Origin of the sequence: Janthinobacterium darwini, assembly GCF_051380905.1 — a bacterium.
Taxonomy (GTDB): Bacteria; Pseudomonadota; Gammaproteobacteria; order Burkholderiales; family Burkholderiaceae_D; genus Janthinobacterium.
The window spans coordinates 2,099,577-2,125,107 of the sequence record NZ_JBNYXX010000001.1 but is presented as its reverse complement, the minus strand read 5'-3'; the positions used below and the strand labels follow the sequence as shown (position 1 = coordinate 2,125,107).

Here is a 25,531-nt window from a genome sequence, read left to right as displayed (position 1 = left end):
CATGGAACGCATCTTAGTCATAGGCGCAAACGGCCAAATCGGTAGTGAGTTGGTGGGCGCGCTGGCGCAGCAGCACGGCGCGGACAACGTCATCGCCAGCGACATCGGCACGAATAACCTTTACCAGGCCAAGCGCTATGCCCAGCTGAACGTGCTGGACAAGGACGGCCTGGCGAACATCATCGCCGACGAAGGCATCACCCAGGTATACCAGCTGGCGGCCATGTTGTCGGCCACGGGCGAGGCGGCGCCATTGAAGGCGTGGAGCTTGAACATGGATGGCTTGCTCAATATCCTGGAACTGGCGCGCGAGCGGGGCGAAGCGGGCAAGCCATTGCGCATCTTCTGGCCATCGTCGATTGCCGCATTTGGCCCGAACACGCCGCAAGTGAACACACCGCAAATGACGGTGATGGACCCGACGTCGATGTACGGCATCAGCAAGCTGGCCGGCGAACGCCTGTGCGAGTACTACTTCAACAAGTATGGCGTGGACGTGCGCAGCATCCGCTACCCTGGCATCATCAGCTATAAATCGCCTCCGGGCGGCGGCACCACCGATTACGCCATCGCCATCTTCCATGCGGCCTTGCGCGGCGAACGCTATGACTGCTTCCTCGATGCGAACACCACCTTGCCGATGATTTACATGCCCGACGCCATCCGCGCCACCATCGAACTGATGGACGCGCCGGCTGCATCTATCCAGATCCGTTCGTCCTACAATGTGGCCGGCGTGTCGTTCAATCCCGAGCAACTGGCGAAAGCCATCGTGCACATGGTGCCGGACTTCAAGATCAGCTACAAGCCGGACAGCCGTCAGGCCATCGCCGACAGCTGGCCGCAAAGCCTGGACGACAGCAAGGCCAGTGCCGACTGGGGCTGGAAGGCGCAGATCGGCGTCGAGCAGATGGTCACTGACATGCTGGCCAATGTCGATGCAGGGCAGCCGGCCAAGGCAGCCTGAGTCCCACACAAGCATTCATAAAAACATACTAATATAAAGAGACACTACATGGATATGAGCGTATTTGACCTGTTCAAGATCGGCATCGGGCCGTCGAGTTCCCATACTGTGGGGCCGATGGCGGCGGCGCGGCGTTTTCTGGTCGAATACGGTCCGCTGGACCAGGTAGTGGGCGTCGAGGCGGCCCTGTATGGCTCGCTGGCGCTGACGGGTGTGGGCCATGCGACGGACAAGGCCGTCATTCTGGGTTTGATGGGTGAAACGCCGCAAGACGTCGCGCCCGATGCGGTCGACAGCAAGCTGGCCGCCATCGAGTCGGCCGGTGAAATCGCGCTGCTGGGCACGCATGTAGTGCCGTTTACGGCGGCCACGGGCTTGATCTGGCACAAGAGCGAGTCCCTGCCCGAGCACCCGAACGGCATGCGCTTTACCTTGAAACTGGCGGACGGCAGCCGTGTCGACAAGGTGTATTACTCGATCGGCGGCGGTTTTATCCGCGAAGCGGGCGAGGCGCAGGCCGAAGCGGCCGTGGAGTCGGCCGCCAGCGCCAGAGTTGTGTTTCCGTTCGACACCATGGAGCAGTTGCTGGCGCATGGCGTGGAAAGCGGCCTGTCGATTCCGGAAATGCTGCGCGCCAACGAGTGCGTCAAGCGCAGCGACGAAGAATTGAATGCTGGGCTGGACCGCATCTGGCAGGTCATGCGCGACTGCATCGCGCACGGCCTGGAAACGACGGGTAACCTGCCGGGCGGCTTGAACGTCAAGCGCCGCGCCGCCAAACTATGGCGTCTGGCGCAAGAGGCGAAGGCGTCCGACAACCGCGCCAACGACTTGCCGCACGACGCCGTGCACCTGGTCAGCCTGTACGCGATGGCTGTCAACGAAGAAAACGCTGCCGGCGGGCGCGTGGTGACGGCGCCGACCAACGGCGCCGCCGGCATCATCCCGGCCGTGTTGCGCTATTACGCGCAGGATTGCCGCCCCAGCGACCCCGTGGGCGGCGTGCGCCGCTTCATGCTGACGGCGGCGGCCATTGGCATGTTGTGCAAACGCAATGCCTCGATCTCGGGCGCCGAAGTGGGTTGCCAGGGCGAAGTGGGCGTGGCCTGCGCCATGGCGGCTGCCGGCCTGGTGGCGGCCCTGGGCGGCACGAACGAACAAATCGAAAACGCGGCCGAAATCGGCATCGAGCACCACCTGGGCATGACCTGCGACCCTATCGGCGGCCTGGTGCAGATTCCCTGCATCGAGCGCAACGGCATGGGCGCCGTGAAAGCGATTACGGCCGCCTCGCTGGCGCTGAAGGGCGACGGCACGCATTTCGTCAGCCTCGACGAAGTCATCGAAACCATGCGCCAGACAGGCGCAGACATGCAGGACAAGTACAAGGAAACGTCGCTGGGCGGCTTGGCCATTCACGTCATCACGGTGAACCACGCCGCTTGTTGATGCGCTGGCGGTGGTGTCGGATTACGCGCGGAGCGCTAATCCGACCGACGATACGCCACGGTCGGCGTAGGTCGGCTTAGCCCGCAGGGCGTAAGCCGACATCACCACCTCAGCCACCAACTTCACTCCTCCTCAAACAGCTGCTCCAGCCTTCTCGGGTAGTGATTCAAAAAATCGCGCGTCACGGCATAGTGTTCCGTATCCTCATACGCCACTTCGTGGATGCCGCCGCCCGTAAACATCAGGATTTTCGCGTTCGGGTAGGCCAATAAAATCGGCGAGTGGGTGGCGATGATCAGCTGCGAGTCGTCCTGCACCAGCTGGTGGATCACCGACAAGGCCGCCATCTGACGGCTGGGCGACAGGGCCGCCTCGGGCTCGTCCAGCAGATACAGACCCTTGCCCCGCAGCTTGTTGATCAAGGTCGCCATGAACGCTTCGCCGTGCGATTGCGCGTGCAGTGACTTGCCGCCATAGCTTTGCAGGTATTCCGGCGGCATCTCGTCCATGTAGGTGGCGACGTTGAAAAAGCTCTCGGCGCGCAAAAAATAACTGTCATCGGGCTTCTTGTAACTCTTGCTCAGACGCAAGTGCGCGTGCAAGCCCGATTCCTCGTCCGATGGCAGGGCGATGCGCACATTGCGCGTGCCGCCATCCTTGCCGAAGCCCAGCGCCACGGCCAGCGCTTCGAGCATGGTCGACTTGCCGCTGCCATTCTCGCCGACGAAAAACGTCACGTCGCGGTGGAAGTCCATGTGCACGAAGTCACGGATGGCGGGGATGGTGAATGGATAGTGGTCCAGGTCGACGACGGCGTCGGTGCGCAGCGTGGCGCTTTGCAGATACGGTTTTTTACTCAGCGACATGGCCTGTTCCATGAATGGCCGCAATTCGGCCGACAAACACCAGTGTGGCGCAAATCAGGCGCGCGCGCCAGTATGGGGACGCATCTTTACGAGGGGCGTTGATCTCGCCATAGAAAATTTCCAAAGTGCAATGGTTCTAGCTCTGCCGGGCGCTGCTGTTTGACAACAGATGCGGAGGGCCGGACGGCTGTGTTCGCAGGCGATTCGCCTTGGGGAGCGGCTGGCACTATAATATCCGCTGCCATTCATGATCAACCGCACTCAGCTCAACTGGACTCTTCAAATCTATGCATTACGTGTCTACCCGCGCTGATAAAGCGCCATTGCAGTCGCAACAGTCATCTTTGCAGCAATTTTCCGACATCCTCCTGGGCGGCCTGGCCCCCGATGGCGGACTGTATCTCCCAGAACACTACCCGCAAGTCACTGGTGCCGAGCTCAATGCCTGGCGCACATTGTCGTATGCCGACCTGGCATTCGAAATCCTGAAGAAGTTCGCCACCGATATCCCGGCCGCGGACCTGAAGGCACTGACTGCGAAAACCTATACCAAGGCAGTTTACAAGAACGCCCGCGCCGGCGAAAACGCGGCCGACATCACGCCGCTGCGCGTGCTCGAAGAAAACGTCGTCAAGGGCGGCCAGACCACCCTGATGCTGCAGGCGCTGTCGAACGGCCCGACCCTGGCCTTCAAGGACATGGCCATGCAGCTGCTGGGCAACCTGTTCGAATATACCCTGGCCAAGCACGATGCCGAGCTCAATATCTTCGGCGCCACGTCCGGCGACACGGGCAGCGCGGCTGAATACGCGATGCGCGGCAAGAAGGGCATCCGCGTCTTCATGTTGTCGCCGCACAAAAAAATGAGCGCCTTCCAGACGGCGCAGATGTTCAGCCTGCAAGATCCGAACATTGTCAACATCGCCGTCAAAGGCGTGTTCGACGACTGCCAGGATATGGTCAAGGCCGTGTCGAACGATTTGCCGTTCAAGGCGAAACAGAAAATCGGCACCGTCAATTCCATCAACTGGGCTAGAGTCGTGGCGCAAGTCGTGTATTACTTCCGCGGCTACCTGGCGGCCACCACCAGCAATGAGCAAAAAGTGTCGTTCACGGTGCCGTCTGGCAACTTTGGCAATATCTGCGCCGGCCATATCGCCCGCATGATGGGGCTGCCGATCTCGAAACTGGTGGCGGCGACGAATGAAAACGACGTGCTCGACGAATTCTTCCGCACGGGCGTGTACCGTGTGCGCAAGTCGGCCGAAACCTACCACACGAGCAGCCCGTCGATGGATATCTCCAAAGCGTCGAACTTCGAGCGTTTCGTCTACGACCTGGTGGGCCGCGACAGCGAGCGCGTGCGCGCGCTGTTTGCCAAAGTGGAAACGCACGGCGGTTTTGACTTGTCCGGCAAGCCTGGCAGCGATGGCGACGAGTTCAAGCTGGTGGCAAAATATGGTTTCAAATCTGGCAAGTCCACGCACCGGGACCGCCTCGACACCATCCGCGACGTGGCCGACGACTACGGCATCACCATCGACACGCACACTGCCGACGGCATCAAGGTGGCGCGCGAGCACCTGGAGCCGAACGTGCCGATGATCGTGCTGGAAACGGCGCTGGCGGCCAAGTTCAACGAAACCATCCTCGAGGCGCTGGGCGTCGACGCCGAGCGCCCGGCCGGCTTCGAAAACATCGAGGACTTGCCGCAAAAGTTCGACGTGATGGATGCCGACGTCGAGAAAATGAAGGCGTACATCGCCGCCAACACGGGACTGTGATGACAGACGCCAGCACTGTACGCAAGCCGATGCTGTCGGTGGCCGAGGCGCAAGCCTTCATGCTGGGCGCGGCGCGTCCGGTGGCCGAGGTGGAGCATATTGACACCATGCGCGCCAATGGCCGCGTGCTGGCGACGGCGCAAACGTCGACCCTGAACGTGCCCGAACGCGACAACACGCAAATGGATGGCTACGCCGTGCGCGCGCAGGATTGCGCCAGCGGCGCGGCCAGGCTGGCCGTGTCGCAGCGCATCGCGGCTGGCCACGTGGGCCAGCCCCTGCAGCCGGGGACGGCGGCGCGCATCTTTACGGGCGCCTTGCTCCCGGACGGCGCCGATTGCGTGGTGATGCAGGAGCAGTGCACCTTGCTTGAGGGCGTGGTGACGGTGAATCACGTGCCGCAGGCGGGTGAATGGGTGCGCCGCCAGGGCGAGGATATCCGCGCCGGCGGCGAGATCCTCGGTGCGGGGCGGCGCCTGCGCAGCCAGGAAATGGGCCTGGCTGCCTCCGTGGGCCTGGCCCAGGTGCCCGTGCTGCGCAAGCTGCGCGTCGCCGTCTTCTTTACGGGCGATGAACTGGCCATGCCCGGTGAACCCTTGGCGCCGGGCGCCGTCTACAACTCGAACCGGTTTACCCTGCGCGGCCTGCTGGAAAACCTCGGCTGCGAGATCACGGACCTGGGTATCGTTCCCGACAGCCTGGAGGCCACGCGCGCCGTGCTGCGTCGGGCTGCCCAGGGCAATGATTTGATCATCACCTCGGGCGGCGTGTCCGTGGGCGAGGAAGACCATATCAAGCCGGCCGTGGAAGCGGAAGGGCGGCTGAACATGTGGCAGATCGCCGTCAAGCCGGGCAAACCGCTGGCGTTTGGCGAAGTGCAGGATGCGTTCTTTGTCGGCCTGCCCGGCAATCCCGTGTCCAGCTTCGTTACCTTCCTGCTGTTCGTGCGTCCGTTCATCCTGCGCCTGCAGGGCGTGGCGGGCAATCTGGCGCCGCGCAGCTACAGGCTGCCGGCTGCGTTTGAACGCCTGAAGGCGGACAGGCGCAACGAGTTTTTGCGCGCCAGGATCAATGAGGAGGGCGAACTGGAACTGTTCGCCAACCAAAGCTCGGGCGTGCTGACGTCCACCGTGTGGGGTGACGGCTTGATCGATTGCCCGCCGGGGCTGTCGATTGCGCGCGGCGACATGCTGCGTTTTATCCCGTTTAACGAATTGCTGTACTAAGGAAGTATCGATGAAGATCAATCTGCGTTTTTTCGCCAGCGTGCGCGAGCTGGTGGGCACGGGCCAGGAAGTGCTGGAGGTGGCCGGGCCGCTGACGGTGGGCGAGGTGAGAACCCTGCTGATCGCCCGCGGCGGCAACTGGGAATATGCGCTGGCGCAGGGCCGTGCGCTGCGCATGGCGCATAATCAGGTGATGTGCGATGCCGATACCGTGATTGCGGAAGGCGATGAAGTGGCATTCTTCCCGCCCGTGACGGGTGGCTGATCGGGCTTGCCCAAATGAAACGGCCACTTCATCGAAGTGGCCGTTTTTTCATGAGGACTTGGTTTTCCGCTTGCTGGCCGGTGTATCGCTGCAGGTGGCGCAGGCGATGGCTTTCTTGTAGCGCCAGTATTTCGAGCCGATGAAGATGGCCGACGCCACCAGTGACCAGGCCAGGGCACTGAGGATATCGGCCTGGCTGGTCGTGCCCTTGCTGTACTCGACCACTGAAAGGATGATGAATAAAATCGAGCTGGCCAGCAGATAGCGGGAAATCCAGAATCCTGCACCCATGTGTTTCTCCTCTTGTCGTCTCATTGTCTCGTGAAGTCAAAGTACTGATCGCTACAGCATGTCCGCGCAGTATGCATCATTTTTCGGCATTATTGCCATCCCCTGGCCTTATCTCGACTAAAATGCCGGGGTTTTCAGCGTCTTCCCTGCTTGCCATGACCAACTCCAGTTCCCCTCCGTTTCACATCGCCGTCATCGGCGGCGGCCCCGCCGGCCTGATGGCCGCACAGGCGGCCGCCGACCAGGGCGCGCAGGTGGAATTGTTCGACGCCATGCCGTCCGTCGGCCGCAAATTCCTGCTGGCTGGGCGCGGAGGCATGAATATCACGCACGCGGAAGGCTATCAGGCCTTTGTCTCGCGCTACGCCAGGCAGGCCAGCCGCCTGAAACCGGCGCTGGACCAGTTTGGCCCGCAGAGGGTGCGCGATTGGGTGCACGGCCTGGGCGTGGACACCTTCGTCGGCTCATCGAACCGCGTCTTCCCCACCGATATGAAGGCCGCACCCTTGCTGCGCGCATGGCTGCACCGCTTGCGCGAAGCGGGCGTGCAATTTCACATGCGCCACCGCTGGACGGGTTGGCGGGACGGCCAGCTGGCCTTCGCCACGCCGGACGGCGAACGCCTGCGCTCCTTCGACGCCGTGATCCTGGCGCTGGGTGGCGGCAGCTGGGCGCGCCTCGGTTCCGATGGCGCCTGGGTGCCTTTGCTGCAAGGGCAGGGCGTGGCCGTGGCAGCGCTGGCGCCGGCCAATTGCGGCTTCGACGTGGACTGGAGCGAACATTTCAGCAGCCGTTACGCGGGCGAGCACCTGGCCACGGTGGCCATCACGGCGCATGACATCGACGGCTTGACTGTCAAGCGCCAGGGGCAGTGCGTCATCACGGCCGGCGGCGTCGAAGGCGGCCTGATTTATGCGCTGTCGGCCGCACTGCGCGAGCAGATCGCCGCTGAGGGCCACACCACCATCTGGCTGGACCTGGCGCCCGACCACAGCCATGAGCGGGTGTTCGAGGAAGTCACGCGCCCGCGTGGCGCCCGTTCCATGTCCAGCCATCTGCAAAGTCGGCTGGGCATCAAGGGCGTGAAATCGGGCTTGCTGCGCGAATGCCTGGGCGCGGCCGACTTTGCCGACGAGGCCAGGCTGGCTGCCGCCATCAAGCTGCTGCCCGTCACCTTGCAGCGCCCGCGCCCCATCGATGAAGCCATCAGCAGCGCCGGCGGCGTGGTCTTCGATGGCATCGACGGCTGCATGCTGCGCGCCATGCCGGGCGTGTTTGTCGCCGGTGAAATGGTGGACTGGGAAGCGCCCACGGGCGGCTACCTGCTGACGGCCTGCCTGGCGCAAGGCAAGGCGGCCGGCGAGCAGGCGGTCAGTTGGCTGGAAGGGAATTCTTGAAATTACAACAGCATTTGGTCGTTCGCGCCATCATTAATGCCAGATGATGTCGCCTGATCCGCTTTTCTGCGCATCGCGCTGGCGCGGGTTGCCGTGGACGTGGATGTCGCCGCTGCCGCGCAAGGTCAGGTTGGCGGCGTCGCGCACGAAGACGGTGCTCTGACCCGAGCCTTGCAGGCTGACGCTGGCCTTGTCGGTGGCCAGATGCTCGGCATCGATGTCGCCTGAGCCGCTCAAGTCGGCGCGCAGGAATTTCGTGTTGCCGCTGGCGGCGATGCGCCCGGAACCCACCATTTCCAGCACCACGCTATCGCTGTTGCCGCCATTGATGTCGAGGTCACCGCTGCCGTTGACCGTCGCTTGCACCTGCTTGTAGCGTCCCGTGAAGCTGACGTCGCCCGAACCCGTCAATTCCAGGATGAAACTATCGCCCGAAAATCCCGTTATCTTGCTGTCGCCATTGCCGTGCACTTCCAAGCGCACAAGCGATGGCAGCACCAGTTCCACCTGTAACGGCTGGCGATGGTGGAAGAGCATGCCTTTCTGGCCGATATGCAGGGTCGTGCCGTCGGCGGTGGTCGCGACGTTCGACAGCAAACGCTGCTCGCCGCTCACCTTCATCGATGGCATGGCGCCGCGGCGCAGCACCAGGTCGATGGGGCCGGCCAGGTCGATGCTGTTGATATCGGCGGAAATCGGGCGCGTTTCGCTACGCACGGCGCGGCCGGCAGCGCTGCTGGGATTGCTGATTCCCTTGGCGCGCAGCGCCGCATAGGACATGGCGATCAGGACCATTGCCAGCAGCAGCATGGACAGGCCAACTTTGAGCAAGCGTTTCATGGCAGCCTTTCTAGTGACCTTTGAGCAGGGAGACATTCATGGCGATGTAGCGCTTGATACCGATCAAGGTGTAGCGCGTTACCACCAGACTGAGCAGGAAGATGGCGATGCCGCCGAGCAGCATGCCCACGCCGAAGACGGTTTGCGTGGTGCGCGCATCGCGGTCCATATCGGTGGAGATGCGGATGCCGCCTCCGGCCAGCGCTTCGGCCCGTTCCATCATGCGCGACGACGCACCCGGTGCCTCGGGTTCGGATTTGACGGGGCCGGGCAGGTGATCGACTTCGATGCCCGTGTCGCCGATGGTGATGCGTGTCTCGCGGCGCTCGCCGCCATCGTCGTCATGGATGAAGACGTGGCGCAAGGGGCCGTCGAGCACCAGTTCGTTGGCGCCGGACAGGCCGCTGGCCGTGATGGCGATGCCGGCCAGGTAAAAGCTCAGGCCCACGGCATACAGGGTGGCCAGCAGGGCCGCGTAGACGGCGGCAGGCACGACCATGAACAGGTTGAAGATGGCCAGGCCCACCAGCGAGACGAGCAGGCGCAGCAGGTTGACGGGGGTTTTTTTGTGTTCGAAGGCCTGGCGGTGTGTGCTGTTGCGCAAGGTCAGGGCGATTTTCTTCGGGTCGCCCAGGTCGTCGGCCATCTCCTGCTCGCTGCGGCCGGCCGCAGCGCCTTCGATGAAGGTCTGTTCGTAATAATCGAGGGTCTTGGCCACCAGATCCGGTGGCAAGCCTGCCAGCGCGCGCCGCAGAGAGTCGAGATAGTCTTGCTTGTTCATCATATTCTTCCTGTCCGTCCGCTTCGCCGCCTCAGCCCACTGCTGGCAGCAACATGCTTGCCTGGCTCAGCAGCAATGGCGCTTGTGGCGCCTGCTGACCGTGTATGACGATCAGGGTGGCCAGCGCCACGCAAGCCAGCAGCGCCAGGGCTTTCAAGCTGTTTTTCAAGTGCAAGGTGGTGTGCATGGTATTCCCCGTGGCATGGCCGTTGTCGATGATCAGACTGTACCCAAGCACACGCGAGCGCACCAGCGCGGTGCGACAGAATGCAATTTCGCAGGGGCGAGCGACACCAGGGGAGGATGCCCCGTCAAGTCTACTTTGCCACCTTGCCCGCGGTGACGGCCTTTGCCGCCGCCACGCCGCTGCGCACGGCCGCCTCGATGGTGGCCGGATAGTCTTGCGTTCGGTCATCATTGGCCGTGTAATCGCCCGCCAGCAGCAGGCCCGGCATGCCGCTGGCGTTGCCGGGATGCAATAAATCCGGCGTGCAGGCAAAGGTGGCGCGTTTTTCCGTGATCAGCTGGGTCCAGATCGGTTGTGCCAGTTCCGCCCGCTGCAACACCTGCGCCAGCTGCGCCGCGATGGCTTGCGCCAGCGGCCCATGGCCTTGCTCGGCGGCAGGGCCGGAGGCGCTGATGACAACGGCCAGCAAGCCCGCCTGGCGCGCGTCGAGCTGACCCCGGTCGAAGACGAACTGGCCCCAGTGCTGCCGCTCCGGCGCATCGACAAGGGCGTAAAACGGCAAGTCCAGGCGCACCGAGGCGTCGTATTGCAGATAGCAGGTGCTGATGGCTTCCGGCGTGAAAGCTTGCATGCGGCTAATGACGTCGTCGAGGCGCGGATCCTGCAAGCCTTGCAGCAGGCTGGCCGCCTGCACGGACGAGGTGGCCACGATGACGCCGTCATAGTGCTCGCCGTCATGGCCGCCGTCATCGAGCCGCCAGCGGCCATCGGGCAAGGCGTGCAAGGCGGCCACCTTGGCGCCCGTGCGCACTGCGCCGCCATGCTGGACCAGATATCGGGCGGCGGCCTCGGGAAACAGGGCACTCAGGTTTGCTTTCGGGATCAGCATGTCGGATGCGCGGCGGCGGCTCGCGCCCAGGCTGTCGCGTAGCACATTGATGAAGACGCGCGCCGAGGCCCGCTCGGGCGGCGTATTCAGTGCAGCCAGGCACAGTGGATACCACATCAGCCGGTTCAGGCGGTCCGTCTGGTCGAAGCGCTGCAGCAGTTCGCTGACCGTGCAATCGTTGTACAGTTGCCAGCCCATCCACCGCATGGCGGTGGAAAAGCGCATCAGAGCGAGCTTGTCGGCGCGCAGCAAGCCCTGGGCGCGCAGCAGGGCCCACGCCAGATGCAGCGGTGCGGGCAGGCGCGGCGCGACGAAATCCATACCATCGGAACCGGGCGGATAGCGCATCTGCAGGGGCAGGGTGAGGATCACTTCGGCCGGGTCTTGCCCCGCCAGCTTGATCAGGCGCAAGGTTTCCGTGTAGGCGCCCAGCAAGATGTGCTGGCCGTTGTCGAGGACAGTGTTTTCTCTCTCGACCCGGCGCGCGCGCCCGCCCAGGGTACGCGCCGCCTCGAAGACGGTGACGGCATGGCCGGCGCGCGCCAGTTCCATGGCCGCCGCGCAACCAGCCCAGCCGGCGCCGATGACGGCGTAGCGTTGCTTCACGCTACTCTCAGCCACGAACCCAGGTCTTCCAGGCCAGCCACAGTTTGCGGATCGGCGTGAGCGAAATGCGCTGTTTCAGCACGTGATAGCCGTCGCGCTCGACTTCATTGAGCACGGTACGGTAGATGGCCGCCATGATCAGGCCCGGGCGCTGGGCGCGGCGGTCCTCGGCTGGCAGGAGCGCAAACGCTTCGTCATACGCCTTTTGCGCGCGCGCTACCTGGAAACGCATGAGATTTTCAAAGTTTTCGCTGTGGCGCGCGTTCAGCAGGTCGGCCGCCGTGACATTAAATTGCTGCAACTCGCTGATCGGCAGGTAGATGCGCCCCTTGCGCGCATCTTCGCCCACATCGCGGATGATATTGGTCAGCTGGAAGGCGTGACCCAGCTTTTCCGCGTACAGCAGCGTTTCCGGGCGCGTCGCGCCAAAGATGCTGGCCGACAAGATACCGACCACGCTGGCCACGTGCCAGCAATAGCGGCTCATGGCCTGGTAGTCGAGGTAGCGGGTCTGGTTCAAGTCCATTTCCATGCCGTCGATGATGGCCTGCAAATGCTTTTCTTCCAGCTTGTAGGTGTCCAGATGGGGCTGCAGCGCGCGCATCACGGGATGCGTGGGATTGCCCTCGTACATGGCCTTGACTTCCTTGCGCCACCAGACCAACTTGGTGCGTGCCACGGCTTCGTCCGTGCATTCATCGACCGTGTCATCGACTTCGCGGCAGAAGGCATACAGGGCCGTGATGGCCTTGCGGCGCTCCGCAGGCAGGAACAGAAAGCTGTAGTAGAAGCTGGAGCCGCTCTGGGCGGCCTTTTGTTGGCAGTATTCGTCGGGAGACATAGTCAAAAGAGCAAGGGTTGCAGATCGAAGCCGCTATTCTATCGTCTTACAGAGTGGGCGACGGGGGAAAAGCCGTTTTTACTTGCGTCTCTTGATGCAGGCTTTTGCGCGACATGCGCAGGGCGCGCCAGAAAATGATCAGCCAGTCGCGTTTCTCCAGCTTGGGGCGGCGCCGGAACACGTCGTAATTGACCGCTTCGATGGCTTCGAGAATGCGCAAGCCTCCTTGCACCACGAGACGCAATTCCCAGCCGATGCGCCCCCGCAAACGCAGGGCCAGCGGCGCGCCGGACAGCATCAGGGCGCGCGTGCGGGCCACTTCGAAGCGCATCAGGGCGCTCCACTTGCCGTGCGCTTCGGGCCGCTCAAAGGAGGCGGCGGAAACGGCAAAGCGGGTCAGGTCTTCCATCGGCAGGTAGATGCGCTCCTTTTGCTGGTCGATGGCGACGTCTTGCAGGAAATTAATTAGTTGCAAAGCTGAGCAAATCGCATCGGAATCGCGTACATTCTGTTCATCGGCCGCACCGTACAGGTGCAGCATCAGCAGCCCCACCGGGTTGGCGGAACGGGCGCAGTAATCGAGCACGTCGTCGTAGCTGACATAGCGCGTCGTTTCCACATCCTGCTTGAAGGCCGACAACAGATCGTAAAACGGCTTGAGCGGCAGCTGGAATTTGGCGATGACGGCGGCCAGGCGTTCGAACATGGCGGCGTTCTCGCCCGCATGGCTTTCGTGGCGGGCTATGCGGCCCAACGCCTCTTCGTAGGCGTGCAGGGCTGCCAGGCGTTCGGCCGGCGTGGCGTCGCCTTCATCGGCCAGGTCGTCGGCGCTGCGGGCGAAGGCATAGATGGCCTCGACAGCGGGCACCAGGCGGCGCGGCAGCAGGAATGATGCAACAGGAAAATTTTCGTAATGGTCTACAGGCATGAACACACTTCTCTAGTCTTGCGTTTGTCCGGCACCCTGCCAACGCAGGAAGCGCCAAACGTTGTACGTCTCAAGATTAATGACGCAAAAGTCACTAAAAGCTTTTGCGCACGATTATAATTAATAACCAGAAAGTCATTAGGGGAAATCGCTCCCTGTCATGACCAAGCTGATATTGTCACAAATTTAAGGATATCGTGTGCGAAAAAGTTTGGCTAGCATCACTTAGCAAGCGAAAAGTTTCCTCACGCAAAAATCTAACAGCCCGCATAGTAAAGGAAAATACCTTGTTTGCCCTGAAAACCCTGCGCCGCGAGACCGGCGCACCCGCACTGCCCGCTCTGCGGCTGATTGCCGCCGCCGCCCTGGTACTGACCCTGGCGGCCTGTTCCAAGCCGGCCGTCAAAGTGGAAGATGTGCGCCCCGTGCGCGCGATGGTGTTGTCTAGCAGTAATGTTGACGTCAGTGCGGAACTGGCGGGCGAGGTCGTGCCCCGCGTCGTGTCGCAGCTGGGTTTCCGCGTGGGCGGCAAGATCGTCGCGCGCAAGGTCGATGTGGGCGCCAGCGTGAAAAAGGGGCAAGTGTTGATGCAGCTCGATCCCGTCGACTTGCAGCTGTCGCAAGCCCAGGCCAAGGCGTCGCTGGTCAGCGCGGAAACGAACCGCGACCTGGCACGCGCGGAATTGAAGCGCTACCAGGATTTGCGCGCGAAGAATTTCGTCAGCCAGGCTGTGCTTGATGGCAAGGATGCCACTTACAAGGCGGCGCAGGCCAACGTGGAAGCGGCCCAGGCCCTGCACCGCGGCCAGGCCAACCAGTCCGGCTATGCCAGCTTGCTGGCCGACGTCGATGGCGTCGTCACGCGCATCGAGGCCGAGGTGGGGCAGGTGGTCGCGCCTGGCACGCCCGTGGTGCAGGTGGCCAAAAGCGGCGAAAAGGAAGTCGTGATCGGCCTTCCCGAAGACAAGGTCGAGACCTTGCGCAGCGTCAAGGATGTGGTGGTGCGCCTGTGGGCCGATCCGAAGCAGGGCTGGCCGGGCAAGATACGCGAAGTGTCGCCCGTGGCCGATGCCGCCACGCGCACTTACCTGGCCAAGGTCAGCATCCCGGACGTGCCGCAAGCGCGCCTGGGCATGACGGCCGTGGTGCAGTTCGCTTCGCAGTCGGCCACGCCGCAGATCAAGGTGCCGCTGACGGCCCTGTTCAATGAAAAGTCGCAAAGCTCAGTGTGGGTGGTGGAGAACGGCGCCGTGAAACTGGTGCCGGTCACCGTGGGCGGGGTGGCGGGCAATGAATTGCTGCTGACCTCGGGCGTGAAAGCGGGGCAGACGGTGGTCACGGCCGGCGTCAACTTGCTCAAGCCCGGGCAGAAAGTCTCTATCCTTGGCGCAGAACTGGCCAGCAAGCCGGATGTGGCCGCCGCCGCAGTCAGCGTGGGGGCCGGCAAATGAAGGGCGGCTTCAATCTGTCGCGCTGGGCCCTCGAACACATCCCGCTGACGCGCTACCTGATGGCCGTGCTGCTGATCGGCGGCATGCTCAGCTATGCCAGCCTCGGCCAGGATGAAGATCCCCCGTTTACCTTCCGCGCCATGGTCTTGCAAGCGTACTGGCCCGGTGCCACGGCGCTGCAGATGGCCGAGCAGGTGACGGACAAGCTGGAAAAGAAGCTGCAGGAAACGCCCTACATCAATGAAATCACCAGTTATTCGAAGCCGGGCGAAACCCTGATCTTGCTGGAGCTGCGCGAATCGGCGCCACCCAAGGAAACGGCGGCCGCCTGGTACCAGGTGCGCAAAAAGATCGGCGACATCAAGGGCACCTTGCCGGCCGGCGTGGTGGGACCGTTCTTCAATGACGAGTTCGGCGACACCTACGGCTCCATCTTCGCCCTGTCCGGCGACGGTTTTACCTACGCGGAAATGAAGGATTACGCGGACAAGGTGCGCCAGGAGCTGCTGGCCGTGGGGCAGGTATCGAAGGTGGAACTGTTCGGCGTGCAAGACGAGAAGATCAATATCATCTTTTCGCACAAGAAATTTGCCCAGTTGGGCATTCCTTTTGACGCCATCGTGCAGCAATTGTCCGAGCAAAACAGCATCAACGCCACGGGCGTGCTGGTGACGCCGACAGACAATCTGCAAGTGCGCGTGACGGGCGCCATGGTTACCGTCAAGGATCTGGAAAACCTGGAGCTGCGCGCCAACGGCACGACCTTCCGGCTCGGCGACTTTGCCACCGTGAAACGCGAATTCGTTGATCCGCCGAAGGACAAGATGCGTTTCAATGGCAAGGAAGTGATCGGCCTGGGCGTGTCGATGGAAAAGGGCGGCAACATCATCGACATGGGCAAGGCCTTGCAAGCGACGGTGACGCGCATGAAGAGCGAATTGCCGGTGGGCATAGAGCTGCAGCGCGTGTCGAACCAGCCGGAAGCTGTGTCCGCCTCCGTGGGCGAGTTCGTGCATACCCTGATCGAAGCCATCCTGATCGTACTGGCCGTCAGCTTTGTCGCGCTGGGCCTGCACACGAAACCGCTGCGCATCGACGTGCGGCCCGGCCTGGTGGTGGCCCTGACCATCCCCCTGGTGCTGGCCGTCACCTTCCTCTTCATGCGCCTGCTCGATATCGACTTGCACAAGATTTCCTTGGGCGCCCTGATCATCGCGCTGGGACTGCTGGTCGATGACGCCATCATTGCCGTCGAAATGATGGTGCGCAAGATGGAAGAGGGCATGTCGCGCTTCGACGCGGCCACGTTCGCCTACACGTCGACAGCCATGCCCATGCTGACGGGCACCCTGATCACGGTGGCGGGCTTCCTGCCCATTGGCCTGGCCAAGTCGGCCGCCGGCGAATACACGTTCTCCCTGTTCTCCGTCAATGCGCTGGCCCTGATCATTTCCTGGGTGGTGGCCGTCGTCTTCACGCCCTATATCGGCTACGTTTTGTTGAAAGTGAAACCGCACGCGCATAACGACCATGAATTGTTCGATACGCCGAACTTCCGCCGCTTCCGCCGTGCCGTCACATGGTGCGTGGAATGGCGCAAGACGACGATCGCCGCCACCCTGGTCATCTTTGCGCTGGGTATTTATGGTTTTAACTTCATCGAAAAGCAATTCTTCCCCGATTCCAGCCGTCCCGAATTGATGGTGGAGCTGTGGTCGCCCGAGGGCACGACCTTTGCCGCGAATGAAAAGCAGGTGAAGAAATTCGAGGCATTTGTGGGCAAGCTCGACGGTGTGGACAGCGTGACCAGCTATGTGGGCACGGGTAGCCCCCGTTTCTACCTGCCGCTGGACCAGATCTTCCCGCAGACCAATGTGTCACAAGTGGTGATCTTGCCCAAGAGCCTGGCGGATCGCGAGCAACTGCGCCAGAAGATCATCGATGTCTTCAAGAAGGATTTCCCGGAAGTGCGGGGCAGGGTAAAACTGTTGCCGAACGGGCCGCCTGTGCCGTATCCCGTGCAATTCCGTGTCACGGGGCCGGAAGTGGCGGGCGTACGCACCATTGCCGACCAGGTCAAGGACATCCTGCGCGCCAATCCGAACACTCTGGGCGTCAACGATAACTGGAATGAATCGGTAAAAGTGCTGCGCCTGGACCTGGATCAGGACAAGATGCGCGCGCTGGGCGTCACCTCGAAAACCGTGATGCAGGCGGCCAATACGATTCTGTCGGGCACCGTCATCGGCCAGTTCCGCGAAGACAATAAGCTGATCGATATCCAGGTGCGCCAGCCACTGGAAGAGCGGGCGACGATATCCGTGCTGAATGACACGAATATCCCGACGGCAACGGGCAAGTCCGTGCCCATCTCGCAGCTGGCCCGCGCGCATTTCGTGTGGGAGCCGGGCGTGGTCTGGCGCGACAAGCGTGAATGGGCCATTACCGTGCAGTCCGACGTGGTCGACGGCATCCAGGGCGCGACGGTCTCCACGCAGCTGGCGCCGCAGCTCGACGCCTTGCGCGCCAAGATGCCGGCCGGCTACCGCATCACCGTGAAGGGCGTGGCGGCCGACAGCGGCGAGGCGGAAGCGTCGATCGCGGCCAACCTGCCGCTGGCCATCTTCATCATCTTCACCTTGCTGATGCTGCAGCTGCACAGTTTCTCGCGCTCCCTGCTGGTGTTCCTGACGGGCCCGCTGGGCGTGGCGGGCGCCGCATTTGCCTTGCTCCTGCTGCATCGCCCGCTGGGCTTTGTGGCCAACCTGGGCGTCATCGCGCTGTTCGGCATGATCATCCGCAACTCCGTGATCCTGGTCGACCAGATCGAGCAAGACATCAAGGATGGCTCGGCCCCCTGGGATGCCATCATCGACTCGGCCGTGCGCCGTTGCCGCCCCATCGTGCTGACGGCCGCCGCCGCCGCACTGGCCATGATTCCTTTGTCGCGCTCCGTCTTCTGGGGCCCGATGGCGGTCGCCATCATGGGCGGCCTGATCCTGGCGACGGCCTTGACCTTGCTGTTCCTGCCGGCCCTGTATGCGGCCTGGTTCCGGGTCAAGAAGCCGGAGCAGGTGAGCGCAAAAGAGGGCTAGGGACAGGCGCCAGGGTATCAGCATAAAAAAGGCGGCATTCCTCTGGGAAATCCAGTAGAATGCCGCCTTTGCTTTAGCGCGGGCTTGCTCGACAAGTCCAAGGTAGCCAGATCGTTCCTGAGTTGTTAAAATCAGTAACGGCAGGTGTATAGCCTGCGGCAAATAGTACGAAATGCGGATGTGGTGGAATTGGTAGACACGCTGGTCTTAGAAGCCAGTGCTTCGGCTTGGGAGTTCGAGTCTCCCCATCCGCACCAATCCGGGTTGTTACAGCCCGGACGTGCAGCACCATCAAGTTGTTCTTCAGCCTCGTTGCAGGCATCTTTTTTGTTTTCCTGTTGCCTTTGCTATATTTCCGTCATTCGGGATGTCTTCGTTTGCACTATTTTTTGCCAGAGATCGGGCGGCGGTGCAGGAGCCGGGCTGAGATTTGCCTGGAAAATGGCCAAATTGAGGTAAATCAAAGGTTTTTTGCCCGAAATCTTCGCCAAGAGCGCATTTCTTTGTTTCGGACGGAGCGACAGTTCGCATATACTAATGAACGAAGCAGGCTGGAAAGCCTGTCTCTGGTGAAATAAAGAATGCCGGGGCAAGAGTAAAGACAGGGCCATCCAGGCTGTGGCGATTCGTTCGCCGCCGCTGGCATCCTCTGTGGTCGGGCTGCAAAGCCAGCCACTTTCCCGAAGTCCTTTGTTATAATGCCACGCTTTACCGAATGATGGCCGGCCTTGCATTTACTTGGAAGCAAAGCTGGACGCTCGGAGCCCTGTCGCAGTACTGGAAGCGGCGGATTGTTTGGTGCCTGGTGCGGGTTTTTCCCTCAGCCGGGTAGACCAGGTCCATCGTCCTGTTTTCCAGTACTTTTACAGATGAATATGCGAGCGAGTGAAGCTGGACCCATGTCTTGCCGCCAGTGATGGCGCAAGGGGTCGGGTCTTCTTTTCTCGCACCAACAGTGTTTATTTTTTGGACGATTTTTTACATGGCAACTGCAGTCGAAACCTTGGGCAAACTCGAACGTCGTATCACGATCTCCTTCCCGCTGACGGACGTCCGCACGGAAGTTGAGAAGCGCCTGAAAGTGCAAGCCCGTACGGCTAAGGCACCGGGCTTCCGTCCGGGCAAAGTGCCGTTGAAAATGGTCGCAGCACAATACGGCTACCAAATTGAATCGGAAGTGCTGAATGACAAAGTCGGCCGCGCGTTCAACGACGCCGCCAACGAAAACAATCTGCGCGTGGCCGGTTTCCCGAACATCGTGCCGAAAGAAGAAGCAGCCGAAGGTCAGCTGGCTTTCGATGCAACCTTCGAAGTGTATCCGGAAGTCGCCATCGGCGACCTGACGGCTGTTGAAATCGAAACCGTGCAAGCCGACGTGTCGGAAGCCGAAATCGACAAGACCATCGACATCCTGCGCAAGCAGCGCGTGCACTTCCACACCAAGGGCGAAGCTGGCGAACACAGCGACGGCGGTGAGCCGATCGCTGCCAACGGCGACCGCGTGACCGTCGACTTCGTCGGTTCTATCGATGGCGTTGAATTCCCGGGCGGCAAAGCTGAAGGCTACGCTTTCGTGCTGGGCGAAGGCCGCATGCTGCCAGAATTCGAAGCAGCGACCCTGGGCCTGAAAGTGGGCGAGTCCAAGACTTTCCCATTGTCGTTCCCTGAGGACTACCATGGCAAGGACGTGGCCGGCAAGACCGCCTCGTTCACCATCACCCTGCAAAAGCTGGAATGGGCGCACCTGCCGGAAGTCAACGCTGAATTCGCAAAGTCCTTGGGCGTTGCCGATGGCGACCTGGCCAAAATGCGCGAAGACATCAAAGTCAACCTGCAACGCGAAGTTGCTGGCCGCGTAAAAGCACGCAACAAGGAAGCCGTCATGGACGCGCTGATCAAAGTTGCTGAACTGGACGTGCCAAAAACGCTGATCGCTCAGGATTCCGAGCGTCTGGCCGAAATGACCCGTCAAGACATGGCGCAGCGCGGCATGAACGTCAAGGACGTGCCTTTCCCAGCAGAACTGTTCGCAGAAAAAGCCGAGCGTCGCGTACGCCTGGGCCTGATCCTGTCGCAACTGGTGGGCGACAACAAGCTGCAGGCAACGCCTGAGCAAGTCAAGGCGCAAATCGAAGATTTCGCTCAAAGCTACGAAGATCCACGCGAAGTGCTGAAGTACTACTACAGCGACCGTCGTCGTCTGGGTGAGATCGAAGCCCTTGTATTGGAAGAAAACGTCGTCACTTACGTGTTGGGCCTGTCGAAAGTCACGACGAAAGCAGTTGCTTTCGACGAACTGATGGGAAGCAACGCACAAGCGTAAACCAGTTGGTATTGGGATGCCATTGTTGCTGAAAAGTAATGGTGGTATCCCCTAACTGCTTCACAAGGAAATGAAATGACAGGTATGAACCGTAATCCAGCGCTGGACACAGAGATGCTCGGCCTGGTGCCGATGGTGGTGGAACAAAGCGGTCGCGGCGAGCGCTCGTATGATATTTACTCGCGCCTGCTGAAGGAACGCTTGATTTTCATGGTCGGCCCGGTCAATGACCAGATGGCCAACCTGGTTGTCGCCCAGCTGCTGTTCCTGGAAAGCGAAAATCCGGAAAAGGAAATTTCGCTCTACATCAACTCGCCAGGTGGTTCGGTCTCGGCCGGCATGGCCATCTACGATACCATGCAGTTCATCAAGCCGGACGTCTCGACCCTGTGTACGGGCATGGCTGCTTCGATGGGCGCTTTCCTGCTGGCCGCTGGCGCCAAGGGCAAGCGTTTCTCGCTGCCGAACTCGCGCATCATGATTCACCAGCCGTCCGGTGGTTCGCAAGGCATGGCGTCCGACATCGAGATCCAGGCAAGGGAAATCCTTTACCTGCGTACCCGCTTGAACGGCATCATGGCCGAGCGCACGGGCCAGTCGATCGAGCAGATCGCCAAGGACACCGACCGCGACCGTTTCATGTCCGCCGACGAGGCCGTTGAGTATGGTTTGATCGACAAAGTGTTGACCAGCCGCGCTTGATGAGCCCCTACCGGTATTGCTAAGCTTGTAAGTAAACGCCCGGGCGATCAAACGTTCGGGCGTTTCGCTTTTATTTCGGGTAGCATGGAGCTTGTGCACGTTGTTGGCTTGCGCCATGGGTGGCTGTCTTTCGGACAACTACCGCACTCCGGCTTGCGATTTTGCAATATTGTTAATGCAGTTCCAACCAAAATGCCTTATGTCAGACAAAAAATCCTCTAGCGGCGAAAAATTACTGTATTGCTCGTTCTGCGGCAAAAGCCAGCACGAGGTGAAGAAACTCATCGCCGGCCCGTCCGTGTTCATTTGCGACGAGTGCATCGACCTGTGCAACGACATCATCCGTGATGAAACGTCGAGCATCGAGACGGTGACCGGTAGCAAATCCGACCTGCCGACGCCGCAAGAAATTGCCGCCTTGCTCGATCAGTACGTGATCGGCCAGCAGACTGCCAAGCGCATCCTGTCGGTGGCGGTGTACAACCATTACAAGCGCCTCAAGCACCTGGGCAAGAAAGACGACATCGAGCTGGCCAAGAGCAACATCTTGCTGGTCGGTCCTACCGGCTCGGGCAAGACCCTGCTGGCACAGACCCTGGCGCGCATGCTCAACGTGCCGTTCGTGATCGCCGACGCCACCACCCTGACCGAAGCCGGTTACGTGGGTGAAGACGTGGAAAACATCATCCAGAAGCTGCTGCAAAGCTGCAACTATGACGTCGAGAAAGCCCAGCGCGGCATCGTCTACATCGATGAAATCGACAAGATTTCGCGCAAGTCCGACAATCCGTCCATCACGCGCGACGTGTCGGGCGAGGGCGTGCAGCAAGCTTTGTTGAAACTCATCGAAGGCACGATGGCTTCCGTGCCGCCACAAGGCGGCCGCAAGCACCCGAACCAGGATTTCGTGCAGATCGACACGACCAACATCATGTTCATCTGCGGCGGCGCCTTCGACGGCCTGTCGAAAGTGATCGCCAACCGTTCCGAAAAGAGCGGCATCGGCTTCTCGGCCACGGTGCGCAGCAAGTCGCAAAGCTCGGCCAGCGAACTGATGCTGCAAGCAGAACCGGAAGATCTGGTCAAGTTTGGCCTGATCCCGGAACTGGTGGGTCGTCTGCCCGTCATCGCCACCCTGGCGGAACTGACGGAAGAGGCGCTGATCCAGATTCTGGTCGAGCCAAAGAATGCGCTGATCAAGCAGTATTCGAAGCTGCTTGAGATGGAAGGCGCGGAACTGGAGATTCGTCCGGCCGCCCTGCATGCGATCGCCAAGAAGGCGCTGGCGCGCAAGACCGGTGCCCGTGGCCTGCGTTCTATCCTGGAACATGCTTTGCTGGACGTCATGTACGAACTGCCGAGCGAACAAAATGTGGTGAAGGTCGTTATCGACGAAAATACCATCACCAGTGGTGCCAAACCTTTGTTGATTTACCAAGAGACTGCCAAAGCCTCCGGAGAAAATTGAAAACTGCCGAGACAAATGCATAAAAAGGGTTTTGATTCCTTAATGCATGGCAGTACAATTTAAATTAATGAGTGCAGGCTTCAATCGTAAAGCCACTCGCGGCGCTTAGCTGCGCGTGGCTTTTTTACTGTTAAAACTGCATTTGTTACAGTCATGCGGGTGTGTTTTGCGAAATAGACTCTATGTTTGTTTCACAGAATTATTTATTCTCGCCGGTCTTGTGTTTTGGCAGCGAGCGCCAACATCGTAAACACGCTTTCTATAAGGTACGCCATGACAACTTCCAAATTAACTGAGCAAACTCAACTGCCGTTATTGCCGTTGCGGGATGTCGTCGTTTTCCCGCATATGGTGATACCGCTGTTCGTTGGCCGTCCAAAGTCGATCAAGGCGCTGGAAGCTGCGATGGAGCAGGGCAAGAGTATTATGCTTGCCGCTCAAAAAGCAGCCGCGAAGGACGAGCCGTCCCCTTCGGATATCTATGAAATTGGCTGTGTCGCCAATATTCTGCAAATGCTGAAGCTGCCCGATGGCACCGTCAAGGTGCTGGTCGAAGGCGCGCAGCGTGCCCGAATCAACCACATCAGCGATTCGCCGACGCACTTCATCGCCGACCTGACGCCGCTCGAGTCCGAGCCGGGCGACGAGTCGGAAGTCGAAGCCATGCGCCGTGCGATCGTGCAGCAGTTTGACCAGTACGTCAAACTGAACAAAAAGATTCCACCGGAAATCCTTGCTTCGCTGTCGGGCATCGACGATGCCGGCCGCCTGGCCGACACGGTGGCCGCGCATCTGCCTTTGAAGCTTGAGCAAAAACAAGTCATCCTGGAAATTTTCAGCGTGGCCAAGCGTCTCGAGCACCTGCTGGGCCAGCTCGAAGGCGAGCTCGACATTCTGCAGGTGGAAAAGCGCATCCGCGGCCGCGTGAAGCGGCAGATGGAAAAATCGCAGCGCGAGTACTACCTGAACGAGCAAGTCAAGGCGATCCAGAAAGAACTGGGCGAGGGCGAAGATGGCGCCGACCTCGACGAGCTGGAGAAAAAAGTCGCTTCGGCAAAGATGCCGAAGGAAGCGCTCGACAAGGCGACCAACGAGTTGAAAAAGCTCAAGCTGATGTCGCCGATGTCGGCCGAAGCCACCGTCGTGCGCAACTACATCGACACCCTGGTCAACTTGCCTTGGAAAAAGAAATCCAAGGTCAATAACGACCTGGCGAATGCGGAAAAAGTGCTCGAAGGCGACCACTACGGCCTCGACAAGGTCAAGGAACGCATCCTGGAATACCTCGCGGTGCAACAGCGCGTCGACAAGCTGAAAGCGCCTATCCTGTGCTTCGTCGGTCCTCCGGGCGTGGGTAAAACCTCGCTGGGCCAGTCCATCGCCCGCGCCACGAACCGCAAGTTCGTGCGCATGGCTCTGGGCGGCGTGCGCGACGAAGCCGAGATCCGCGGCCACCGCCGCACCTACATCGGCTCGATGCCGGGCAAGATCTTGCAATCGCTGTCGAAAGTTGGCGTGCGCAATCCCCTGTTCCTGCTCGATGAAGTCGACAAAATGGGTGCCGATTTCCGTGGCGACCCGTCGTCGGCCCTGCTGGAAGTGCTCGATCCTGAACAGAACCACACGTTCTCCGACCATTACATCGAAGTCGATTTCGACCTCTCCGACGTGATGTTCGTGGCGACGTCGAACTCGTACAACATTCCGCCAGCCTTGCTTGACCGCATGGAAGTGATCCGTCTGTCCGGTTACACGGAAGATGAAAAGACCAGCATCGCGCAGCGTTACCTGCTGCCGAAGCAGATCAAGAACAATGGCTTGAAGGAAGAGGAAATCTCGGTGGCCGAGTCGGCCTTGCGCGACATCATCCGCTACTACACGCGGGAAGCCGGTGTGCGTTCGCTCGAGCGTGAAGTGTCGAAGATCTGCCGCAAGGTGGTCAAGATGCTGCTGCTGAAGAAATCCGACAAGAAGGTCATCGTCAACTCGAAGAACCTGGATAAATTCCTTGGCGTGCGCCGCTATGATTTTGGTGTCGCAGAGAAAGAAAACCAGGTGGGTCAGGTGGTCGGTCTGGCATGGACGGAAGTGGGCGGCGATCTGCTGACCATCGAAGCCGTGTCGATGCCGGGCAAGGGCGGCATCATCCGCACGGGTACCCTGGGCGACGTCATGAAAGAGTCGATCGAGGCAGCCCGCACGGTGGTGCGCAGCCGGGCGCAGCGCCTGGGCATCAAGGCGGACGTGTTCGAGAAGAGCGATATCCACATCCACGTGCCGGAAGGCGCGACACCGAAGGATGGTCCTTCGGCTGGCGCGGCCATGACGGTGGCGATGGTGTCGGTCTTCACGGGCATCCCCGTGCGCGCCGACGTGGCGATGACGGGCGAGATCACCTTGCGCGGCGAAGTGTTGCCGATTGGCGGCCTGAAAGAGAAGCTGCTGGCGGCCCATCGCGGCGGCATCAAGACGGTCCTGATCCCAGAGCAAAATGTGAAGGACCTGGCCGAAATTCCGGACAACGTCAAGAACAAGCTGGAGATCGTGCCTGTGCGCTGGATCGACAAAGTGCTGGAAATCGCCCTCGAGCGCATGCCTGAACCGTTGGTCGAAGTCGCTGCGGTGGAGGCCGTCACGGCCGCCGCAGCCAAGCCTGACGCGGCTGGCGAGGTGGTAAAACACTAACGTTTTACCCCTGTTTTCCCCAAACAAGCGCTTTTAGAGCGCTTGTTTTATATTGAAACGTGAATTGCGCCCCCAAAGCGCTTGACACATATACAGTGTGGCTTGTTTAATACGCCTGCACATTTTTTTCGCCGGACAGCTGTGGTGCCAAAAGTGCCGCAACGATACGGTAAACGTTTTATACCTTTGTAATTGGGGATGCTAGTGAACAAGACTGAATTGATCGACCACATTGCTGAAAAAGCTGACATTTCCAAAGCCGCCGCTGCGCGCGCACTCGACGCTGTTATCGGCGGCGTGACGGAAACTTTGAAAAACAACGACAGCGTGACGCTGGTTGGTTTTGGCACTTTCTCGGTCAGCGAACGCGCTGAGCGTACCGGCCGCAATCCGCGTACCAAAGAAGCGATCACGATCGAAGCAGCAAAAGTTCCAAAATTTAAAGCTGGTAAAGCTTTGAAGGATGCTGTAAACTAACGGACTTCGGTGA

General features: G+C 60.6%; 21 protein-coding genes and 1 tRNA gene. 14 read left to right on the top strand and 8 right to left on the bottom strand.

The window, feature by feature from the left end:
- The first annotated feature begins 1 nt into the window (after position 1).
- Positions 2–967, top strand: coding sequence for an NAD-dependent epimerase/dehydratase family protein (locus tag ACQ4WZ_RS09860; RefSeq protein ID WP_436573271.1), 966 nt, complete (start codon positions 2–4; stop codon positions 965–967).
- A 48-nt stretch (positions 968–1,015) separates the two neighbouring features.
- Positions 1,016–2,416, top strand: coding sequence for an L-serine ammonia-lyase (locus ACQ4WZ_RS09855; protein ID WP_101481156.1), 1,401 nt, complete (start codon positions 1,016–1,018; stop codon positions 2,414–2,416).
- A 122-nt stretch (positions 2,417–2,538) separates the two neighbouring features.
- On the opposite strand, the gene ACQ4WZ_RS09850 is transcribed toward ACQ4WZ_RS09855, so the two are convergent.
- Positions 2,539–3,282, bottom strand: coding sequence for an AAA family ATPase (locus tag ACQ4WZ_RS09850; protein WP_166674795.1), 744 nt, complete (start codon positions 3,280–3,282; stop codon positions 2,539–2,541).
- Positions 3,283–3,569: 287 nt separating this feature from the next.
- Here ACQ4WZ_RS09850 and thrC point away from each other — a divergent pair, with 287 nt between their 5' ends.
- From thrC to moaD, 3 genes are read left to right on the top strand one after another with little or no spacing between them, the layout of a single operon-like run.
- Positions 3,570–5,066 carry a threonine synthase gene (gene thrC / locus ACQ4WZ_RS09845; protein WP_436573270.1) on the top strand — a complete coding sequence of 499 codons (1,497 nt, stop codon included), beginning with the start codon at positions 3,570–3,572 and terminating at the stop codon, positions 5,064–5,066.
- Positions 5,066–6,292, top strand: a complete 1,227-nt coding sequence (locus tag ACQ4WZ_RS09840) for a molybdopterin molybdotransferase MoeA (RefSeq protein ID WP_436573269.1) — start codon at positions 5,066–5,068, stop codon at positions 6,290–6,292. Before thrC ends, ACQ4WZ_RS09840 begins: the two co-directional genes overlap by 1 nt.
- A 10-nt stretch (positions 6,293–6,302) precedes the next feature.
- On the top strand, positions 6,303–6,557 hold the full coding sequence (moaD, locus tag ACQ4WZ_RS09835; RefSeq protein ID WP_101481159.1) for a molybdopterin converting factor subunit 1: 255 nt from the start codon (positions 6,303–6,305) through the stop codon (positions 6,555–6,557).
- Positions 6,558–6,605: 48 nt separating this feature from the next.
- On the opposite strand, the gene ACQ4WZ_RS09830 is transcribed toward moaD, so the two are convergent.
- Positions 6,606–6,848, bottom strand: a complete 243-nt coding sequence (locus ACQ4WZ_RS09830) for a hypothetical protein (RefSeq protein WP_133991673.1) — start codon at positions 6,846–6,848, stop codon at positions 6,606–6,608.
- Between the two features lie 155 nt (positions 6,849–7,003).
- Between ACQ4WZ_RS09830 and ACQ4WZ_RS09825 the strand changes: the two genes are divergently transcribed.
- Positions 7,004–8,245, top strand: a complete 1,242-nt coding sequence (locus ACQ4WZ_RS09825) for a TIGR03862 family flavoprotein (protein WP_436573268.1) — start codon at positions 7,004–7,006, stop codon at positions 8,243–8,245.
- 33 nt (positions 8,246–8,278) lie between these two features.
- Here ACQ4WZ_RS09825 and ACQ4WZ_RS09820 read toward each other — a convergent pair whose 3' ends face one another.
- The 6 genes from ACQ4WZ_RS09820 to hpnC all read right to left on the bottom strand — a co-directional run bounded on the left by ACQ4WZ_RS09820 (position 8,279) and on the right by hpnC (position 13,317).
- Positions 8,279–9,085, bottom strand: coding sequence for a head GIN domain-containing protein (locus ACQ4WZ_RS09820; RefSeq protein WP_101481162.1), 807 nt, complete (start codon positions 9,083–9,085; stop codon positions 8,279–8,281).
- Between the two features lie 10 nt (positions 9,086–9,095).
- The gene (locus tag ACQ4WZ_RS09815; RefSeq protein ID WP_436573267.1) at positions 9,096–9,869 is read right to left on the bottom strand and encodes a DUF1700 domain-containing protein; all 774 of its coding nucleotides are present in this window, start codon (positions 9,867–9,869) and stop codon (positions 9,096–9,098) included.
- A 28-nt stretch (positions 9,870–9,897) separates the two neighbouring features.
- Positions 9,898–10,053: a hypothetical protein gene (locus tag ACQ4WZ_RS09810; protein WP_166674794.1), complete on the bottom strand. Its 156-nt coding sequence runs from the start codon at positions 10,051–10,053 to the stop codon at positions 9,898–9,900.
- 130 nt (positions 10,054–10,183) lie between these two features.
- The gene (hpnE, locus tag ACQ4WZ_RS09805; RefSeq protein ID WP_436573266.1) at positions 10,184–11,548 is read right to left on the bottom strand and encodes a hydroxysqualene dehydroxylase HpnE; all 1,365 of its coding nucleotides are present in this window, start codon (positions 11,546–11,548) and stop codon (positions 10,184–10,186) included.
- 7 nt (positions 11,549–11,555) lie between these two features.
- Entirely contained in the window at positions 11,556–12,389 is an 834-nt protein-coding gene (gene hpnD / locus ACQ4WZ_RS09800; protein WP_133993504.1) for a presqualene diphosphate synthase HpnD, read from the bottom strand.
- 46 nt (positions 12,390–12,435) lie between these two features.
- Entirely contained in the window at positions 12,436–13,317 is an 882-nt protein-coding gene (gene hpnC, locus ACQ4WZ_RS09795) for a squalene synthase HpnC (protein WP_436573265.1), read from the bottom strand.
- Between the two features lie 287 nt (positions 13,318–13,604).
- Between hpnC and ACQ4WZ_RS09790 the strand changes: the two genes are divergently transcribed.
- From ACQ4WZ_RS09790 to ACQ4WZ_RS09755, 8 genes are all read left to right on the top strand, one after another.
- Positions 13,605–14,768 carry an efflux RND transporter periplasmic adaptor subunit gene (locus ACQ4WZ_RS09790; RefSeq protein ID WP_436573264.1) on the top strand — a complete coding sequence of 388 codons (1,164 nt, stop codon included), beginning with the start codon at positions 13,605–13,607 and terminating at the stop codon, positions 14,766–14,768.
- Entirely contained in the window at positions 14,765–17,863 is a 3,099-nt protein-coding gene (locus tag ACQ4WZ_RS09785) for an efflux RND transporter permease subunit (RefSeq protein ID WP_436573263.1), read from the top strand. The genes ACQ4WZ_RS09790 and ACQ4WZ_RS09785 overlap by 4 nt, the downstream gene beginning before the upstream one ends.
- A 174-nt stretch (positions 17,864–18,037) precedes the next feature.
- Positions 18,038–18,120 (top strand) — tRNA-Leu (locus ACQ4WZ_RS09780).
- 725 nt (positions 18,121–18,845) lie between these two features.
- Positions 18,846–20,186: a trigger factor gene (gene tig, locus ACQ4WZ_RS09775; protein ID WP_436573262.1), complete on the top strand. Its 1,341-nt coding sequence runs from the start codon at positions 18,846–18,848 to the stop codon at positions 20,184–20,186.
- Positions 20,187–20,270: 84 nt separating this feature from the next.
- Complete coding sequence (gene clpP, locus ACQ4WZ_RS09770) at positions 20,271–20,888, top strand: ATP-dependent Clp endopeptidase proteolytic subunit ClpP (protein ID WP_373629889.1); 618 nt, start codon at positions 20,271–20,273, stop codon at positions 20,886–20,888.
- A gap of 199 nt (positions 20,889–21,087) precedes the next feature.
- Entirely contained in the window at positions 21,088–22,356 is a 1,269-nt protein-coding gene (clpX, locus tag ACQ4WZ_RS09765) for an ATP-dependent Clp protease ATP-binding subunit ClpX (RefSeq protein WP_101481168.1), read from the top strand.
- 273 nt (positions 22,357–22,629) lie between these two features.
- A complete protein-coding gene (gene lon, locus ACQ4WZ_RS09760; RefSeq protein ID WP_101481169.1) occupies positions 22,630–25,041 on the top strand; it encodes an endopeptidase La in 2,412 nt (803 codons plus the stop codon).
- A gap of 204 nt (positions 25,042–25,245) precedes the next feature.
- Positions 25,246–25,518 (top strand): HU family DNA-binding protein, encoded by a 273-nt coding sequence (locus ACQ4WZ_RS09755; RefSeq protein ID WP_010398442.1) that lies wholly within the window; start codon positions 25,246–25,248, stop codon positions 25,516–25,518.
- Positions 25,519–25,531 lie beyond the last annotated feature (13 nt).